Consider the following 16,992-nt stretch of genomic DNA (forward strand, 5'->3'; position numbering starts at 1 on the left):
AAATGATTGTTGGTAATAATAGCTTTTTATGTAAGATAGGGGATCATGGAGAAATTGAATATGCATTCTACCCCCATGTTGGTTATGAACTACATTTTTTTGATAGTTCTTTAGCTATATATGACAAAGAAATTATGTGGATATGGGATAAAGAGTGGAGTGTATATCAGAAATATATTGAGGACACTAATATATTCAAAACTACTTTAGAAAATGAGAATATCATATTTGTTATAAAAGATTTAGTCCCAATTTCACATAATGTATTAATTAGGAGAGTTTTCATTAAAAATAAACTTCCATATAATTATAATTTTAAACTATTTTTCTATGAAAATCTTAGAATTGGAGAACATCCTTCAGAAAATACAGTTAAGTTTTTAGATGATTGTATAGTTAAATTTAATGGTAAATATACTTTTTGTATAAGCAGTGATAAAAAAATAAATTCATATCAGTGTGGAAATAGATATAGTGAAAAATCTGCTTATAAAGATATTGAAAATGGTTTATTATCTGAAAATCCTGAAAGTGTTGGAGTTCTAACTGACAGTGCTATTGAATGGGATATAGATTTAAAACCACATGGAAAAGTAGCATTTAACATCTACATCTTTCCTCATATTGGAAGTAATATAGAGATTATAAAAAATCAGTTAAATATTATTAAAAATCTCTCTTCTGAAATAAAAAATATATCTCTAAATTATTGGAAGAGTTCTTTTGATATAAAAGGTTATCTATTTAATGAAAAATATTTAAAACTAGCAAAAAGGGCTTTAATGATACTAACAATGCTTTCTGACAAAAATGGAGGAATTATAGCCTCTCCATCTATTCATCCTGATTATAGATATGTTTGGGGTAGAGATGGAAGTTATATGGCTGTGGCATTATCCATTTATGGAATAAAAAACATTCCATGGAGGTTCTTCCATTTCATGTCTAAAGTCCAGAATCTTGATGGTTCATGGTTACAAAACTATTATACAGATGGTAAACCAAGATTAACTGCTTTACAAATAGATCAAATAGGTTCAGTTCTTTGGGCTATGGAAGTTTATTATAGAACTACAGGTGATAGAGAGTTTGTTAAAAAATTCTGGGAAACTATTGAGAAAGCTGGAAATTTCTTATATAATGCTTCATTATCTTTAATGCCATGTTTTGATCTTTGGGAAGAAAAATATGGGGTATTCTCATATACTTTAGGAGCAATGTATGGAGGATTAAGGGCAGGATGTAGTTTAGCTAAAGCTATAGAAGAGAAAAAAGAAGATTGGAAAAAGGCTTTAGATAAATTAAAGAAGGATGTTGATTTATTATATTTAAGTGATGAAGAAAGATTTGTTAAATCTATTAACCCATTGAACAAAGAGATTGATACAAGTATATTAGGGCTTAGCTATCCATTTGGACTAGTTAAGGTTAATGATGAAAGAATGATAAAAACTGCTGAAGCCATAGAAAAAGCTTTTAAATACAAAGTTGGAGGTATTGGGAGATATCCATCTGATGTTTATTTTGGAGGAAATCCTTGGATTATAACAACACTTTGGTTAGCTTTATATTATAGAAGATTATTTATTACTACAAATGATAGAAAATATTTAGAAAAATCAAAAAAGCTATTTAATTGGGTTATTAACCATATCTATCTATTCCCTGAACAGATACATAAAGAATTAGCTATTCCCGTATCAGCTATGCCTTTAGGTTGGAGTTGTGCTATGCTGTTATTCTATTTATATAAAAATGATGACATAATAGTGATAAAATGATGATAACATTTAATTTTGAAGTTCATCAACCACATAGATTAAATAAAGAAATAAAAGCTTCTGAAAATCTGTTTGATAGATATGTTGATAAAAAATTAAATAAAGAAATATTTAATAGAGTAGCTGAAAAGTGTTATATTCCTACAAATGAATTAATATTGGAGCTAATAGATGATTATGACTTCAAAGTTAATTATTCAATCTCAGGAGTGTTTATAGAGCAAGCTATAGAGTTTAATGAGTATGTGTTAGATCTATTTAAAGATCTAGTAGATACAGGTAATGTTGAGTTGATAGCTGAAACTTACCACCACTCATTAACAAGTTTGTATGAAGATGAAGAAGAGTTTATAAATGATATAGAAATGCATAGGGAGTTGTATAAGGATATTTTCAATTATAGAGCAAAAGTGTTTAGAAACACTGAATTAATTTATAACAATAGAATAGCTAAAATTGCTAAAGATTTGGGATTTGAGGCTATATTTACTGAAGGTATTGAAAGAATATTAGGTTGGAGATCACCAAACTATCTTTATGTATCACCAGATAATATGAAAGTATTACTAAGAAATTATAGGTTAAGTGATGACATTGGCTTTAGATTTTCTGCAAGAGACTGGGATCAATATCCCCTAACTGCTGATAAATATGCCATATGGTTAGCAGCAACTCCTGGAGAGGTTATAAATATTTATATTGATTATGAAACTTTTGGAGAACACCATTGGAAAGAGAGTGGTATATTCGAATTCTTAAGATATCTACCATATGAAATTAGCAAATATGAGCATTTAGAGGTTGCTAATGTCTCTGAAGTTTTAGAAAAATTAGAACCTAAAGGAGAGATATTTGTACATGAATTTTCAACTATATCATGGGCAGATACAGAAAGAGATGTAAGTGCATGGTTAGGTAATAGGATGCAAATCATATCATTTGAAAAATTAAAAGAAATTGGAAAAATGATAAAAGAAAATAAGGATAAACTAGGAAATAAGTATTATGAAATATATAAGATGTATAAGATCTTGGAAACTAGTGATAACTTCTATTATCAATGCACAAAAGGATTATCTGACATGGATGTTCATAACTATTTTAGCCATTTCAATACCCCATTTGATGCATATGCATGTTATTTGAATATCTTATATGACTTCGAATATTACATAAAACAGCTTTTAAATAAAGAAAATAATCTATTAATAGCATAAGAAGGAGGAAGACGATGAAAATAATTATATTTATTATAGATGGTTTAGGAGATAGACCAAATGAGAAAGGAGAAACTCCATTAAAAATAGCTAAGAAACCTACAATGAATAGAATTGCTGAAGAAGGGATATGTGGGCTTATGAATGCTATTGATATTGGCATAAGGCCAGGAAGTGACACTGCTCATTTAGCTATATTAGGTTATGATCCATACAAAGTATATACAGGTAGAGGTCCATTAGAAGCTTTTGGCTTAGGGTTAGATTTAAAAGAGGGAGATATAGCATTCAGATGTAATTTTGCCACTGTTGATGATAATTTTATTGTTAAAGATAGAAGAGCTGGAAGGTTAGATTTTGAAACAGCTAAGATATTGGAAAAAGAGATTGATGGGTTAGAAATAGATGGAGTTAAAGTAATATTCAGATCTAAAGGTTATAGAGGGGCTTTAGTATTAAGAGGAGAGGGATTAGATTATATGGTAACCGACGCAGACCCTCACAAAGATAATGTTAAAGTTGAAGAAGTTAAGCCATTAAGAAAAGAAGCTGAAAAGACTGCAGAAATTTTAAATAAATTATTAAAAATTATTTATAACAAACTTAAAGATCATCCAGTTAATATAGAAAGAGAGAAAAAAGGATTACCTCCAGCAAATATTATTCTACCAAGGGGGGCAGGAATAGTACCTAAAGTAGAGAAGTTTTATGAAAAGTATAAAATGAAAGGAGCAGTTATTTGTGGAACTGCTCTAATTAAAGGAATTGGAAAAATGTTAGGGTTGGATGTTATTGAAGTTGAAGGTGCTAATGGTACACCAAACTCCAATATAATGGGAAAAGCTAAAGCACTTTTAAATAATTTAGATAAATATGATTTCTTCTTAATAAATGTTAAAGCTGCTGATGAGGCAGGACATGATGGAAAATTTGAGTTGAAAAAAGAGATAATAGAAAAAATTGATAACATGTTATCTTACATATTTGAGAATATAAATAAAGACAGTGTTTATTTTGTATTAACTGGTGATCATTCAACACCTATAGAAGTTAAAGATCACTCTGCAGATCCAGTACCAATAGTTATTTGGGGAAAATCTGTTAGAAAAGATGATGTTAAAGAATTTGATGAATTTGCCTGTGCTAAAGGAGGCTTACATTGGATTAAAGGAGAGCATGTTATGAGAATACTTTTAGATCTAACAAACAGAAATGAAAAATTTGGTGCTTAATTATGCCAAAGATGATTCTCTATCCAAAAAAAGTTATGGCATTAGGAGGGTATATAAGAGAAACAGCATTTCCATATAAAGATGTTGAACCATTTCCTTATAGAAATGTTATTGTAGCTAATCCACTAGATGAGCCCATAAAAATAGATGTTCCAGCATATGATAAAGATTGGGTCGAAAGACATAGAAAATTAGGATTAATAGTAGTTCCTGTTACAGAAAAAGATGATTTTATTAGTTTATTTTTAATGGTAAAAGAAAAGATTAAAAAAAGTGAAAAATCATGATAAAAGGTATTTTATTCGATTTAGATGACACTTTATATAACTCTTCTGAATTTGTTAATATAGCCAGAAGAGAAGCTGTAAAATCAATGATTGATGCTGGACTTGATATAGAGTTTGAAGAAGCTATGAAAATTCTTGATAAGATTATAAAAGATAAAGGATCAAACTATGGAAAGCATTTTGATGATCTTGTTAAAGCTGTTCTTGGTAAATATGATCCAAAGATTATAGCTACAGGAATAATAACATATCATAATGTTAAAGTAGCTCTATTAAGACCATATCCTCATACAATAAAAACTCTAATGGAGTTAAAAGCTATGGGATTAAAGCTAGGAGTTTTAACAGATGGTTTAACTATAAAACAGTGGGAAAAGTTAATAAGATTAGGAATTCATCCATTTTTTGATGAAGTTATAACTTCAGAAGAGTTTGGGTTAGGCAAACCACACTTAGAATTTTTTAAATATGGATTAAAAAGAATGAACTTAAAACCTGAAGAGGTTATATATGTTGGAGATAGAGTTGATAAAGATATAATACCTGCTAAGAAACTTGGAATAATATCTGTTAGGATTATACAAGGAAAATATAAAGATATGGAAGATAATATTAGTGACTATAAAATAAAAAATTTAACAGAATTAATAGATATAATTAAAGAATTAAATAAAAAATAATCCCAAATACACCACCTACTAATGTAGCTACAAGATTTGTATGTTCATTACTAGCTAATCCTTTCCTCTCAAATAATGCTCCAAATAGACTATCAGCCAAATTTCCTATCAATCCTGCTAAAGTTACAGGTAATAAAAGCTTTATATTGTTAAATAAAATAGTTCCAATTAATGCTATTAAAAAGGCCCCAAAAAGTCCTGCAAAGGTTCCTAATAATGTAATAGCCCCATCAGTTCCTTTTTCAACAACTTCAAATGTTGTTACTAATCTTGGTTTTTCTTTAGATAATACTCCAATTTCAGATGAGAAAGTGTCCGAAGTAGCAGCAGCTATAGATGATATATAAGCTATTAAAAAAATAGGAATTTTTATAGATAGAATTGCAAAAAACATGGGGATTAATCCATTAGCTATAACATTGTTTAGTCCTCTACAAGTTTCAGCTATTTTCTTTTTTTTCTTCTCTTTTAGTCCCACCCTACTAACTAAGCTTCCAAGAATAAAGAATGATAATAAAACAATTAGATATTCTAATCCACAAAAATAAATTAAAATAAAAGCCATTATTGAAGCTAACAAAATTCCTTTATTGTCCAAGCATTTACTTTTTTTTACAAGTAATGCTAAAATAATCACAATTATAGTAGATAATAAAAGATTCATAAAAATCACCTTGGCGCCCTGGCCGGGATTTGAACCCGGGTCACAGGATCCGAAGTCCTGTAGGATTTCCCCTACCCCACCAGGGCTTTTATTAAGATATGTTGGCCTTTTTCATAATCTTTTCTACCTCTTCTATTTTGGATAAGGTTTTTGGGAATTTTGGTAGATATGGACATTTGATCTCTTTCTCTATAGCAATATCATATGTCCCTATCTTTTTAGCTAATTCAGTAGTTTCATTTTTGTCAAAGGCTATTAATGGTCTTAATATAAGATAATTAATTCCTTGACTAATCACTCTCAAGTTTTTTAAAGTCTGAGAAGCTACTTGTCCTAAGCAGTCCCCAGTAACTATGGCATCACACTCCATATATTTAGCATATTTTTCAGCAATTTTCAACATTTTTTTCTTACAGAATATACAAGTATAGCTTTCTTTTTTAATTTCCTTTAGTTTTTTATAAATCTCTTCTAAATCCTTTTTATAGTCATAAACCACAAACTCTAGCTCTGTATCATAATCTGATAACACTTCAACAATTTTTCTAACTTTATTTAAAGCTTCTTCAGTAATTTTTAGATGTAATAAAACTAATCTACAACCTCTTTTTGCCATTAAGAAAGCTGCTACAGGGCTGTCTATACCATCAGATATAAGACATAAAACTCTTCCTTGAGAGCCAACAGGTAAGCCCCCTATACCTTCAAATTTATCAGTAAAAATAAATGCCCTATCTCTCAATATCTCTATCCCTAAGGTTATATCAGGATTATCTAAATCTACATCTAAATTAAACTTTTCTACTATAGCTTCTCCTACTTTCTTATTAACTTCTACAGAATTAAATGGAAATTGCTTATTACTTCTTTTAGTTTTTACTGCAAACTTTATTTTTTCTTTTCCTAAATCTTTCATTTTCTTTTTCATGACTTGTATTGCTGTATTAATAATTTCATCTATATCTAATGGACATGAATATCCAGGACTATAAGAGACTATACCTGCTACTTTTCTTAATAAATCTATTGCTTCATCCTCCTTATCTTTTGTATTTACATTAACTAATAATCTCCTATGTAGAATATATACATCTGCATCAATATCATATTTTTTTAATAGTTTTATAATATTTTTCCTTAAAATTTCTTCTAAGTTTCTTCTAATAATATCTGATTTTAGTCCTATTTCTCCATATCTAACCAATATTTCCATAATTACACCCTCTCATTTTTGCTCAATGCAATTATACCATTAGCTATAGCTACTGCTACTGAAGATCCTCCTTTAGGGCCTATTGTTGATATAGATGGAACATCTGTATTTCTGATCATCTCCTTTGCTTCACTTGCTTTAACAAAACCCACAGGAACTGCTATAACCAGCTTAGGTTTTATCCCACTATTAATTAAATTAATTAATTCTAATAAAGCTGTAGGAGCATTGCCTATAACAACTATTCCTCCATCAATCACCTCTTTAGCTAATCTCATACTTGCCACTGCCCTTGTTATTCCCTGCTTAGCTAGTTCATAAGCTCTTTCATCATCAATAAAACAGTAAGTTTTATCATACCTTATACCTGCCTTAACCATATTAACATCAGTTATAATAGGCTTCCCTTCTTTTATTGCTTTAACTCCATGATATATAGGATTATTTTTAAAAACCAAAAGTTTAGCATATTCTGGATCAGCTGTAGCATGGACAACTCTCTCAATAATTAAAAGCTCCTCTTTAGAAAAATTTTTTATTTTTTCTCCTAAAACATCTTTTATTTTTTCTCTAACTATCTCTCTAGCTCTTTTTGCAATTTCTAATCCATCTTTAGAAATGGCCCCCATAAACATAATAATCTACCTATGAGCATAACAAAAAATTAATTTATTTTCTTCCTTTTTATCCAATCTTGCAAATCCAAATCTCTCAAATTGTATTATTTCATCTACATTAATTTCTTTAACATTATATTCAGCAAACCCTTCAATAACCCCATTTGGTGTCAATATAACAACATCAACTTTATCTTTTGGGACCCAATGAATAATTTTAGCTCTATTCTTCCTTGCAACCTTAAAATCATCTGAATGATATCTTGCCTTTATAAAATTGTCTTCTATCTTTTCAACAACCACATTAAATAACTCCATCAATCTGTACATCCTTCCCTCTTCCACTTCTGAAGAAACAACATACACTTCTCCATCAAATACAAGCTCTCTATATCCAAACTCTTTTACATCAGGGTGTTTTCTTAATCTAACAATCCTTTTTTCTGCTCCTTCTATTTTCATTAATTTTGGTTTCCAAACAAAGAAGTATCTCTTTGCCTCTTTATCTATTAACTCTCTATTAATAGCATATAAATTTTCCCATGAGAATTTTATATCTGCCTTTTTTAATCCTATATTTAACATAATTTTATAAATAGCCTCTGGTCGAATTCCTCTTCTTTTTAAAGCTCTAAGTGTTCCTAACCTTACATCATCCCATCCTTCATAAATACCCTTTTTAATTCCTTCATATATCTGAGAGGTACTTAAAACACTATCTTCAATTTTTAGAATTCCATAATGTATAAACTCTGGTTCTTCCCAATTGAAATATTTATAGATATATCTCTGTTTTTCTGTATTAACAATATGATCTTTTCCTCTTAAAACATGTGTTATACCTAATAAATGATCATCTACAGGTACTGAAAAGTTCATTAATGGATAAACATAAGCATCAACTCTTGGATGCTTTTCTTTTTCAACTCTAAAAATTGGAAAATCTCTTATAGATGGGTTTTTATGTTTTAAATCAGTTTTTAGTCTGACAACAGCCTTAATTTCTCCATTTAACATTTTTTCCCAGAGATATAAATTATCCTCTATTTCTCTATCTCTACAAGAACATGCTATTCCTCTATTTCTTAACTCTCTAAATTTTTCTGCTTCACATTCACAGACATAAGCTTTTCCATCTTTTATTAACATTTCTCCATATTTATAGTAGATATCTAACCTATCTGATTGTATAACAATCTCATCTATCTTAACTCCTAACCATTCTAAATCTTCAACAATCATATCATAAGCTTCAGGCAAAACTCTCTTTGGATCTGTATCTTCTAATCTTAAAATAAATTTTCCATTGTATTTCTTTGCAAAATAGTCATTAAGAACGGCAGCTCTAGCATGACCAATGTGTAAAGGTCCTGAAGGATTAGGGGCAAATCTTAGAACTACTTTATCTTTAACATTATCTAATTCCAATTCTTTATCCTTTCTCTTTTTGTTTTCCTCTATCTTTATATTTATTTTTTGATTATTTATATCATTAACTATTTTTTCAACAATAGGTAAGATATCTTTAACCTTACTTCTATATTCAGGAAATTCTGATAAAAAAGCTCCCAAAACAGACTTAACATTAGCTTTCCCATATTTTGCTGCGTTTTTTATTGCTATTTCTCTAATTTTATTCTCCATCTTTTTCACCAACTATAGCTGATAGATCCATATTATATCTCTTCTCATCTTCTATAATTCCTATTATTTTAACTTTCCCAAACTTTTCTATAGTTTCAAAAGTTTTTTCATAATATAAGACTTTCTCTAATGGAGTTATACAGTTTATAATAATTCCTTTAATCTCAATTCCTTTATTTCTTAAATGTTCTACAGTTAGTAGAGTGTGATTAATTGTCCCTAAGTTTGGTCTAGAAACAATTATAGCTGGTAGATTTAAAAACTTTATTAAATCACTCATTAAAAAATTCTCTTTTATTGGAACACAAACTCCTCCTGCCCCTTCAACAATTAGAAAATCATGCCTTTCTTTTAAAGTTTTATAGGCATTCTTTATTTTCTCTTTTATCTCATCCAAAGAAATGTTGTAATTTTCAACTTCAAAAGCAATGTTTGGAGATAAAGGAAGTTTTAAATTAATAGGGTTCATTAAATTTATATCATCATCAGTTTTTAAGACATTTTTTAAGAGTATTGTATCTTCTCTTCCTCCAGTCTCAATTGGTTTTAAATACCCAACATTAATACCCATTTTCTTTAAATTTTTTGCTAAAATTGATGAAACATAAGTTTTTCCTACACCAGTATCTGTCCCTGTTATAAATATCATCTCATCACCTTTTCAAAAAAATATTTTTTATTAAACTTTAAAAATAGGAAAAAATTAGCATTAAAAAGTTGTAGAAAAGAGAGAGCATATTAAAAGTTATTATGTAAGATTATTCTCTTGCAGGACCGACATCTTCAAATCCTTGCCTCAATCCCTTTCCAGCCATTTTAGTTAATTTCTCTGGTTTAAATAATAAATAATAAACATTTTCTGCATGTTCTTCAGCTCTTCTCTTAGCAAGCCAATCTAGCTCTTTTTCATCTTTAGCCTCATCTTCATGAACAAAAACTTCTATAATATGTTTATTTGTCATTAATTGAGCCATTATTATCCCTAATGATGCTTCATGGGCACAAACTTTATCTTTTTCAGTTTTTCCTGGCATTCCTAAAGCCATAACTATATCACATCCTTCTTCCTCCAATAACTTTTTACATGCTACAGGTAAATCTTTAATTCCTGGAACAGTTTTTCTAATTATTTTTATGTTAGGAGAAAGCTCTTTTAATTTTTTTATTGCAGCAGATGCCATATCTACTCTTGCAAAAGTTGTATCAACAATCCCCACCTTTTTCATCAATTCCACCTTAAATAGGAATAACTACAGGAGTATTGTTATAATATCCAATATAAACCTTTATACCATAAACTTCCTCTATAATCTCTGGAGTAATACTATTTTTTTCTCCTTCATAATAAATAATTCCATCTTTCATAAACAAAAATTTGTCAGAGAATCTTAAAGCTAGGTTTATATCATGCATTACCATTATTGTAGCTATATTTTTAATTTTGGTTATTTCTCTTATTAGTTTTAGAATTTTTAATTGATATCTAAGATCTAAATTATTTGTAGGTTCATCTAATAGTAAAACTCTTGGCTCTTGAGCTAATGCTCTTGCTATAACCACTCTCTGCAACTCTCCCCCTGAAAGCTCATTTATATATCTAAATGCTATATCTTCCAACTCCATTAATTTTAACACTTCCTCTACCACTTTTATATCTTCATCACTAACATCAAACTTTATATATGGCTTTCTACCAAGTAAAACAGCATCAAAGACAGTTATATAATTAGCATTACTTTTCTGAGGGACATAGGCAATTTTCTTAGAAAGCTCTTTACTATTTAATTCATTGATATTATATTTTTCTATAAAAATTGACCCAATTTTTGGTTTTAATATCTTATTTATACATTTTAAAAGAGTAGATTTACCTGATCCATTTTCACCTAATATAGAAGCCACTTCCCCTCTCTTAACTTTAAATGTTACCCCCTTTAACACTTCTCTACTCTTATAGGAAAATTTTATATTATCTACTGATAGAATCATAATCTTCTCCTAATTCTCTCTTTTATACTCTTTCCAATCTCTATCAGCTCTTTATTACTCAAAGGTTCAGGAATTACTCCACTATTATTTTTATATATTTTCTCTGCTAAGTTTTTGATGATTGTAGCTATTTCACTATCTGGTGCATATTCAATAACAGTCTTCCCTTCTATCTCTGCCTCTGAAATTAATAAAGAGTTTGGAATTTTCTCTAAAATTTTTGTTCCTAATCTTTTTGCAAACTCATTAACTATATCTTCAGCATCTAAGGATCCCCTGACATTATATATTAACCCAGCCAATCTACAGCCTTTTTTTGCAAATTCTTTTATACCTTTACATATATTATTTGCTGCATACATTGCCATGTAATCAGAGGATGTAACAATATATATTTGCTTAACTAAGCCTAATCTTAATGGCATAGCAAAACCTCCACAAACCACATCACCCAAAATATCATATAAAACAATATCCACACCTAGTCTTTTAAAAACATCTAATTTTTTTAGCAATTCTATAGCTACTATAACCCCTCTTCCAGCACAGCCATAACCTGGCTTAGGTCCTCCAGCTTCTACACAATAAACTCCTTTATACCCTTTATAAACTATATCATTAATATCAACATCCTTTTTTTCTCTAAGTACATCCAATACTGTAGGAATCTCTTCACCATGTCTCAAACTTATTGTACAGTCATGCTTAGGATCACAACCTACAACCATAACCTTAAAATTATCAGCTAATGCTGCTGCTACATTACAAACAACTGTTGATTTCCCAATCCCTCCTTTTCCATAGAATGCTATTTGTTTCATTTTTTCACTTCATTTTTATTAATAAGTATATTAACAGTGGAGCTCCTAAGATGGAAGTTATTATCCCAACAGGTAAAATAATTGGAGAGAGTATCTGCCTAGAAAGATCATCAGCTAATAGAAGAAATATAGAACCAAATATTGATGAATAAGGGATTAAAAATCTGTAATCCTCACCTATTATTAATCTAATTATATGTGGACATATTAATCCAACAAATCCAATAATTCCTGTAAATGCAACAGTAACTGATGTTATAAAAGATGCTATTAACATAGATATTAATCTTACCCTATCTGGCTCTACCCCTAAAGATTTTGCAGTATCATCATCAAATTGTAGAGCATTAAAATCCCATCTTTTATACATTAGATAGAGAAAAGCTAATATTGATGAGAGAAATAGCATATAAACTTCATTCCAACTAGTTCTTCCAACATCTCCAAATGTCCAATAAACTATAAATGCCAACTTGGTTTCATCAACGAAATATTGTATAAATGTTGAACCTGCATGAAATAAAGCACCTATAGCAATTCCAGATAATACAATAGCTTCAGGAGATAGATTCTTCAATTTAGCCAATGATAAGATTATTACTGTTGAGATAAAAGCTCCTAAAAAAGCAAATATTGGTAGTAAATAAATAAAACTAAAGAGGTTTAATAATACAGCTAAAGCTACACCAAACATTGCTCCTTGTGAAATGCCAAGAGTGAAAGGAGAAGCTAAAGGGTTTCTTAATACACATTGCATTACTAGGCCAGAAAGAGATAAAGAAAATCCTACAAAAATGGCTGTAAAAACTCTAGGTAATCTGACATTCCATATAACAGTTTTTGTTATATCACTGTTATTGGATAAAAATGTTGAAATTATTTTATTTATTGGGAGGTAGTATTCCCCAATACATAGGGATAATATGAATGAAACAAACAGAAGTAGTATAAGAAATATCCCAAAATATATTTTCTTTAAAACATATTTTCTATAATTCATTATCTCACTTTTTTAGCTACAATAAGCTTAGTAGGATAGAAAGAATAGCCAATAATATCCTTTAAGTCAGTAACTTCTAAAATTTCAAATCCTAGATTTTTTAAATACTCAATATATTCATTTAAACTTAAATCTCCTTCAAATGTAAATTTATACTTCCCTTTCTTAAAACTACCAAAGAAATGCCATTCCATACCATCTAAAAGGTTGTTTAGGTTTTCATCATCCTCAGGAAAACACTGTTTATTTATATAAAGCCCATTATAATTTAAAGAGTTGTATATCTTCTTAGCTATCTCCTTATTCTTCCCTCCTGGGTTATATGAGGAGAATATTATATCATAATTACCTAAACTATCTTTAAAAAAGTCTCCTTTTATTGTAAAAACATTTTTTGCTCCTTTTAAAAATAATTTTTCTGCTTCTTCTATAACTTCAGGTAGGTCAAATACATAACATTTCAAATTTTTAAATCTTCTACTAAAAGCTACTGCATATAACCCATGCCCACCTCCTAAATCTAGAAGGGTTTTTGCAGTCTCAAATTCCTTATATTTTGAAAGATAATCCACTACCTTAGGCACTTCCCAACACTTGCATCCACTAGCTAATCTCTTTATTATCAATTTAAATGAAATTTCTTCTCTTTTTCCTTTTAATATTTCTTTTAGATTTTGCCATTTCCTTAAATATGTAAAATAGTATAATAAATAATCAATTAAACAAAGATCAGAATTTTCATTTAAAAATATGTTAGCTTCTTCACTATTTTTATATTTTCCATCCTTATATTCTAATAATCCAAGTTTATAAAGGATTTTTAATAAGTAATCTACCAAAACACTGTCTAAACCTAACTCTTTAGAAATTTGTTCAGGTGTTTTATACTCTTCTAAATAATTAAATATTCTAAGCTCTAATGAAGCTTTTAAAATATAAATTATTCTTGCATCAGAATAAGAATAGTGAAAAAGCTCCAAAATATTTCTAGGACTCATAATATCACTTAACTTAAATCTTCTAAGGTTATCTTTTTAAATCCACCATAGTGTTCAGCCATTATTTTATAAACTGGCTTTCCTACCAAGAAGATATAAATATTATCAGCTTTTTCTTCAGGATTTATATCTTTAAATCTCTCTGGATAAAGCACTTTACCCATAAAGTATGCATCAGCTAAAGCTGTTCCTATATTTGTAGCATAGTAATTGTAAGGTAATATTCCATAAACATGCCCTTCATTAAAAGCTTTTAAAGATTTATAGAAATTTGGATTTTCTTTATAATCTTTTTTTATTAATAAAAACCCACCTTCATCAATAAAAATATAATCTGGATTCCATTCTAACAGCTTTTCCTTTGATATGGAAACCCATTTATAACCACTAACTTCATTATCTACAACACTTTTTGTATTTATAGCCATTAACGGTGGGAAATTTGAAAATGTACTTTCTATCCCCCTCATTCCTTTATATCCAACACCACCAACATAAACACTAGGCTTATTATTAATATCCATAGTTCTCTTGTTTAAATCTTCTAATGTTTTATCAATGAAATTAATAACTTCTTCAGCTCTATCTTCTTTATTTAACACCTTTCCAGCAATTCTTATTGATTGATAAAGCTTATCATTTTTAAATGTTCCTAAAACTCCATAATCTAAAACTACAACAGGGATTCCTGTCTTTTTTTGTAATTCATCTGCAGCATCTTTTGTAGCAAAAGTGTAGAAAATGACATTAGGATGAACCTCTATTATTTTCTCTATATTTGGCTTTGGTGATGGACCTCCTTGCCCTATAATTGGTAGATTTGCTAGTTCAGGATGTGCTAACCTATATGGCCTACCATATGGTGTCCAAAGTTTTTCAGAACTTTCAACTCCAACAACCTTATCTGTAGCATTTAAATATACTATGAGCCTTAAACATCCTGGACCTATGCATACTATTCTATTAACTTCTTTTGGAATCTCTACCTCTCTACCCAAAATATCCTTTATAACCCTCTTCTCTCCAACTTTATTCTCATTCATACAACCTGCTAAAGCTAAAGAAGAAATCAGTAATATTGAAATAATTAGTATAGCCTTGTTATTCATACTAACACCTAAATTTTAATGATTAAATAAGAATATAAGATAACAATATATTATTTAAATCTTACCTTATTAGAAAATTATATATACAAAATTTGGATAATTATTAGATTGGCGTGCATGGCTAGGCCGGGGGGTTGGGCGTCCCCTGTAACCCGAAACCGCCCTTATGCGGGGGCCGAAAACCTGGGGGCGGCATGCCCACGGACTCCCTTCTCCAACCTTCTCCCTATGACTCCTCGTCCCGTGGGGCTCGGCGGTGGGGGAGCTCCTTCTGTAGGGAAGGAGTAACCCCCTTTACCCGCCGAACCCCGCCAGGCCCGGAAGGGAGCAACGGTAGGCGGGACGTCGGCGCTCACGGGGTAGCGGGGATGAGGGAGAAGGTTGGGTAAAGAAGGGAGTCCGTGGGCATGTCCACCCCAGGGAAGCCATGCACGCCACCAATTATTTTAAGGGATAAATTATGATAATAGGAGTTATATCTGATACCCACATATATGATAGAGCTTTAGAATTACCAAAAACTGTTTTTGATGAGTTTTCTAATGTGGATCTCATTATACACTGTGGAGATATAACTGATCCTGAAGTTTTAAAATGCCTTAATGATATAGCAAAGGTTATAGCTGTCAAAGGAAATATGGATTATCTTGATCTTCCAAGAAAAGAAATTTTAACTATTGATAAATATAAAATTGGTGTTATTCATGGAGATATAATATATCCAAGAGGGGATAAGCTAAAACTTAGATTATTAGCAAAAGAGATGGGTGTTAATATCCTTATTTCAGGTCATACACATTGGCCATTTATTGATCATTATAATGATACTCTCCTTTTAAATCCAGGATCTCCAACAGTTCCAAGATGTTCTTTTAAATCTATTATGAAGTTATCATTAGAGGATAAAGTAGAAGCTAAAATTATCCCTGTGAGAGAATGAAAGTGTTAGATAAATGTGTTGGTTGCGGGATATGTGTTGTTTTTTGTAAGAGAAGAGCAATTAGAACTTATGGGAGGGCAATTATAGATAAAGATAAATGTAATAACTGTGGAATTTGTGTAAAATATTGTCCAATAAATGCAATAGTTTTAGGTGAGTAGATGTATATAGGTAGATTCTTAGTTGCTGGTAAAACAAAAAATGGAGCTCCATTCATAGCCTATAGGGTTTCAAGTACAAGTTTTCCTAATAGGATAGCAAAAATAAATGGAAATACAGTAGCAATAATTCCAAAAGATTTAAATGATATATTTAAAAATCCATATATATGCTATAATTGTATAAAAGTTGTTAATAACACTGTTGTTGCATCAAATGGATCACACACTGACTTTATTGCTGAAAAATTAAGTTATGGTAAAAGAGATGCTTTAGCTACAGTTTTGTTAGCTATGGATTATGAAAAAGATAATTATAAAACCCCAAGAATAGCAGGAATTTTAGATAGAGAAGAGTGTTATCTAGCATATATAAAAGATGATGAGCTTAGAGTAAAAAAGGTTTATTTAAAAGACGGTAAAGGATATTATTTAGGAGTTTATAATAGCTGCGAGATTAACGAAAAGCAAGTTATAGAAATAGAAGGAGAAAGTGCTGAGGAAATAGCTAAATATTTATTGGAATATGAGGAATTTGAATATCCTGTAGCTTCAGCTGTAGCTCTGATTAAGGAAAAAATAGAGTTGGCTGTAGCTAACAAATAAAATTTTTGAAATAGTTAATCCATAAATTTAAATTAT

Annotated in this window: 19 protein-coding genes, 1 tRNA gene and 1 other RNA gene; 9 read left to right on the forward strand and 12 right to left on the reverse strand. The window is 29.8% G+C overall.

The window, feature by feature from the left end; genetic code table 11:
* The first annotated feature begins 2 nt into the window (after positions 1-2).
* The 5 genes from METVI_RS0103275 to METVI_RS0103295 are packed head-to-tail and all read left to right on the forward strand — an operon-like array spanning position 3 to position 5,197.
* Positions 3-1,781, forward strand: a complete 1,779-nt coding sequence (locus tag METVI_RS0103275) for a glycoside hydrolase family 15 protein (RefSeq protein WP_004591776.1) — start codon at positions 3-5, stop codon at positions 1,779-1,781.
* A complete protein-coding gene (locus METVI_RS0103280) occupies positions 1,778-2,998 on the forward strand; it encodes a glycoside hydrolase family 57 protein (RefSeq protein ID WP_017981031.1) in 1,221 nt (406 codons plus the stop codon). The genes METVI_RS0103275 and METVI_RS0103280 overlap by 4 nt, the downstream gene beginning before the upstream one ends.
* Before the next feature lie 14 nt (positions 2,999-3,012).
* The gene (locus tag METVI_RS0103285) at positions 3,013-4,230 is read left to right on the forward strand and encodes a 2,3-bisphosphoglycerate-independent phosphoglycerate mutase (RefSeq protein ID WP_004591772.1); all 1,218 of its coding nucleotides are present in this window, start codon (positions 3,013-3,015) and stop codon (positions 4,228-4,230) included.
* Between the two features lie 2 nt (positions 4,231-4,232).
* The gene (gene ehbP / locus METVI_RS0103290) at positions 4,233-4,517 is read left to right on the forward strand and encodes an energy-converting hydrogenase B subunit EhbP (RefSeq protein ID WP_004591770.1); all 285 of its coding nucleotides are present in this window, start codon (positions 4,233-4,235) and stop codon (positions 4,515-4,517) included.
* Complete coding sequence (locus METVI_RS0103295; RefSeq protein WP_004591768.1) at positions 4,514-5,197, forward strand: TIGR02253 family HAD-type hydrolase; 684 nt, start codon at positions 4,514-4,516, stop codon at positions 5,195-5,197. Before ehbP ends, METVI_RS0103295 begins: the two co-directional genes overlap by 4 nt.
* Here METVI_RS0103295 and METVI_RS0103300 read toward each other — a convergent pair.
* From METVI_RS0103300 to METVI_RS0103355, 12 genes are all read right to left on the reverse strand, one after another.
* A complete protein-coding gene (locus METVI_RS0103300; RefSeq protein ID WP_004591766.1) occupies positions 5,175-5,861 on the reverse strand; it encodes a TIGR00297 family protein in 687 nt (228 codons plus the stop codon). The genes METVI_RS0103295 and METVI_RS0103300 overlap by 23 nt on opposite strands.
* Before the next feature lie 11 nt (positions 5,862-5,872).
* Positions 5,873-5,947: transfer RNA gene (locus tag METVI_RS0103305), tRNA-Arg, on the reverse strand.
* Positions 5,948-5,952: 5 nt separating this feature from the next.
* Positions 5,953-7,074, reverse strand: coding sequence for a tRNA uracil 4-sulfurtransferase ThiI (gene thiI, locus METVI_RS0103310; RefSeq protein ID WP_004591764.1), 1,122 nt, complete (start codon positions 7,072-7,074; stop codon positions 5,953-5,955).
* Positions 7,075-7,076: 2 nt separating this feature from the next.
* The gene (locus METVI_RS0103315; RefSeq protein ID WP_004591761.1) at positions 7,077-7,703 is read right to left on the reverse strand and encodes a cobalt-precorrin-8 methylmutase; all 627 of its coding nucleotides are present in this window, start codon (positions 7,701-7,703) and stop codon (positions 7,077-7,079) included.
* 12 nt (positions 7,704-7,715) lie between these two features.
* Positions 7,716-9,335, reverse strand: a complete 1,620-nt coding sequence (locus tag METVI_RS0103320) for a glutamate--tRNA ligase (RefSeq protein ID WP_004591758.1) — start codon at positions 9,333-9,335, stop codon at positions 7,716-7,718.
* Entirely contained in the window at positions 9,325-9,984 is a 660-nt protein-coding gene (gene bioD / locus METVI_RS0103325) for a dethiobiotin synthase (protein ID WP_004591756.1), read from the reverse strand. Before bioD ends, METVI_RS0103320 begins: the two co-directional genes overlap by 11 nt.
* 109 nt (positions 9,985-10,093) lie before the next feature.
* Positions 10,094-10,564, reverse strand: a complete 471-nt coding sequence (gene ribC, locus METVI_RS0103330) for a riboflavin synthase (RefSeq protein ID WP_026152874.1) — start codon at positions 10,562-10,564, stop codon at positions 10,094-10,096.
* A 7-nt stretch (positions 10,565-10,571) separates the two neighbouring features.
* Positions 10,572-11,324, reverse strand: coding sequence for an ABC transporter ATP-binding protein (locus METVI_RS0103335; protein WP_004591752.1), 753 nt, complete (start codon positions 11,322-11,324; stop codon positions 10,572-10,574).
* Complete coding sequence (gene nifH / locus METVI_RS0103340) at positions 11,321-12,145, reverse strand: nitrogenase iron protein (RefSeq protein ID WP_004591750.1); 825 nt, start codon at positions 12,143-12,145, stop codon at positions 11,321-11,323. The genes METVI_RS0103335 and nifH overlap by 4 nt, the downstream gene beginning before the upstream one ends.
* Before the next feature lie 4 nt (positions 12,146-12,149).
* On the reverse strand, positions 12,150-13,145 hold the full coding sequence (locus tag METVI_RS0103345; protein ID WP_004591748.1) for a FecCD family ABC transporter permease: 996 nt from the start codon (positions 13,143-13,145) through the stop codon (positions 12,150-12,152).
* Entirely contained in the window at positions 13,145-14,143 is a 999-nt protein-coding gene (locus METVI_RS0103350) for a methyltransferase (RefSeq protein ID WP_004591746.1), read from the reverse strand. Before METVI_RS0103350 ends, METVI_RS0103345 begins: the two co-directional genes overlap by 1 nt.
* An 8-nt stretch (positions 14,144-14,151) precedes the next feature.
* Positions 14,152-15,252: an iron ABC transporter substrate-binding protein gene (locus tag METVI_RS0103355; protein WP_017981033.1), complete on the reverse strand. Its 1,101-nt coding sequence runs from the start codon at positions 15,250-15,252 to the stop codon at positions 14,152-14,154.
* A gap of 114 nt (positions 15,253-15,366) precedes the next feature.
* On the opposite strand from METVI_RS0103355, the gene ffs reads away from it, so the two are divergent.
* From ffs to purO, 4 genes are all read left to right on the forward strand, one after another.
* Positions 15,367-15,684, forward strand: an RNA gene (gene ffs, locus METVI_RS07260) — signal recognition particle sRNA.
* Positions 15,685-15,712: 28 nt separating this feature from the next.
* Positions 15,713-16,192: a metallophosphoesterase gene (locus tag METVI_RS0103360; RefSeq protein ID WP_004591740.1), complete on the forward strand. Its 480-nt coding sequence runs from the start codon at positions 15,713-15,715 to the stop codon at positions 16,190-16,192.
* Positions 16,189-16,353 carry a DUF362 domain-containing protein gene (locus tag METVI_RS0103365; protein WP_004591738.1) on the forward strand — a complete coding sequence of 55 codons (165 nt, stop codon included), beginning with the start codon at positions 16,189-16,191 and terminating at the stop codon, positions 16,351-16,353. The genes METVI_RS0103360 and METVI_RS0103365 overlap by 4 nt, the downstream gene beginning before the upstream one ends.
* Entirely contained in the window at positions 16,354-16,956 is a 603-nt protein-coding gene (gene purO, locus METVI_RS0103370; protein ID WP_004591736.1) for an IMP cyclohydrolase, read from the forward strand.
* The last annotated feature ends 36 nt before the right edge of the window (positions 16,957-16,992 follow it).

It is taken from the genome of Methanocaldococcus villosus KIN24-T80 (assembly GCF_000371805.1).
GTDB lineage: Archaea > AGJL01 > Methanococci > Methanococcales > Methanocaldococcaceae > Methanocaldococcus > Methanocaldococcus villosus.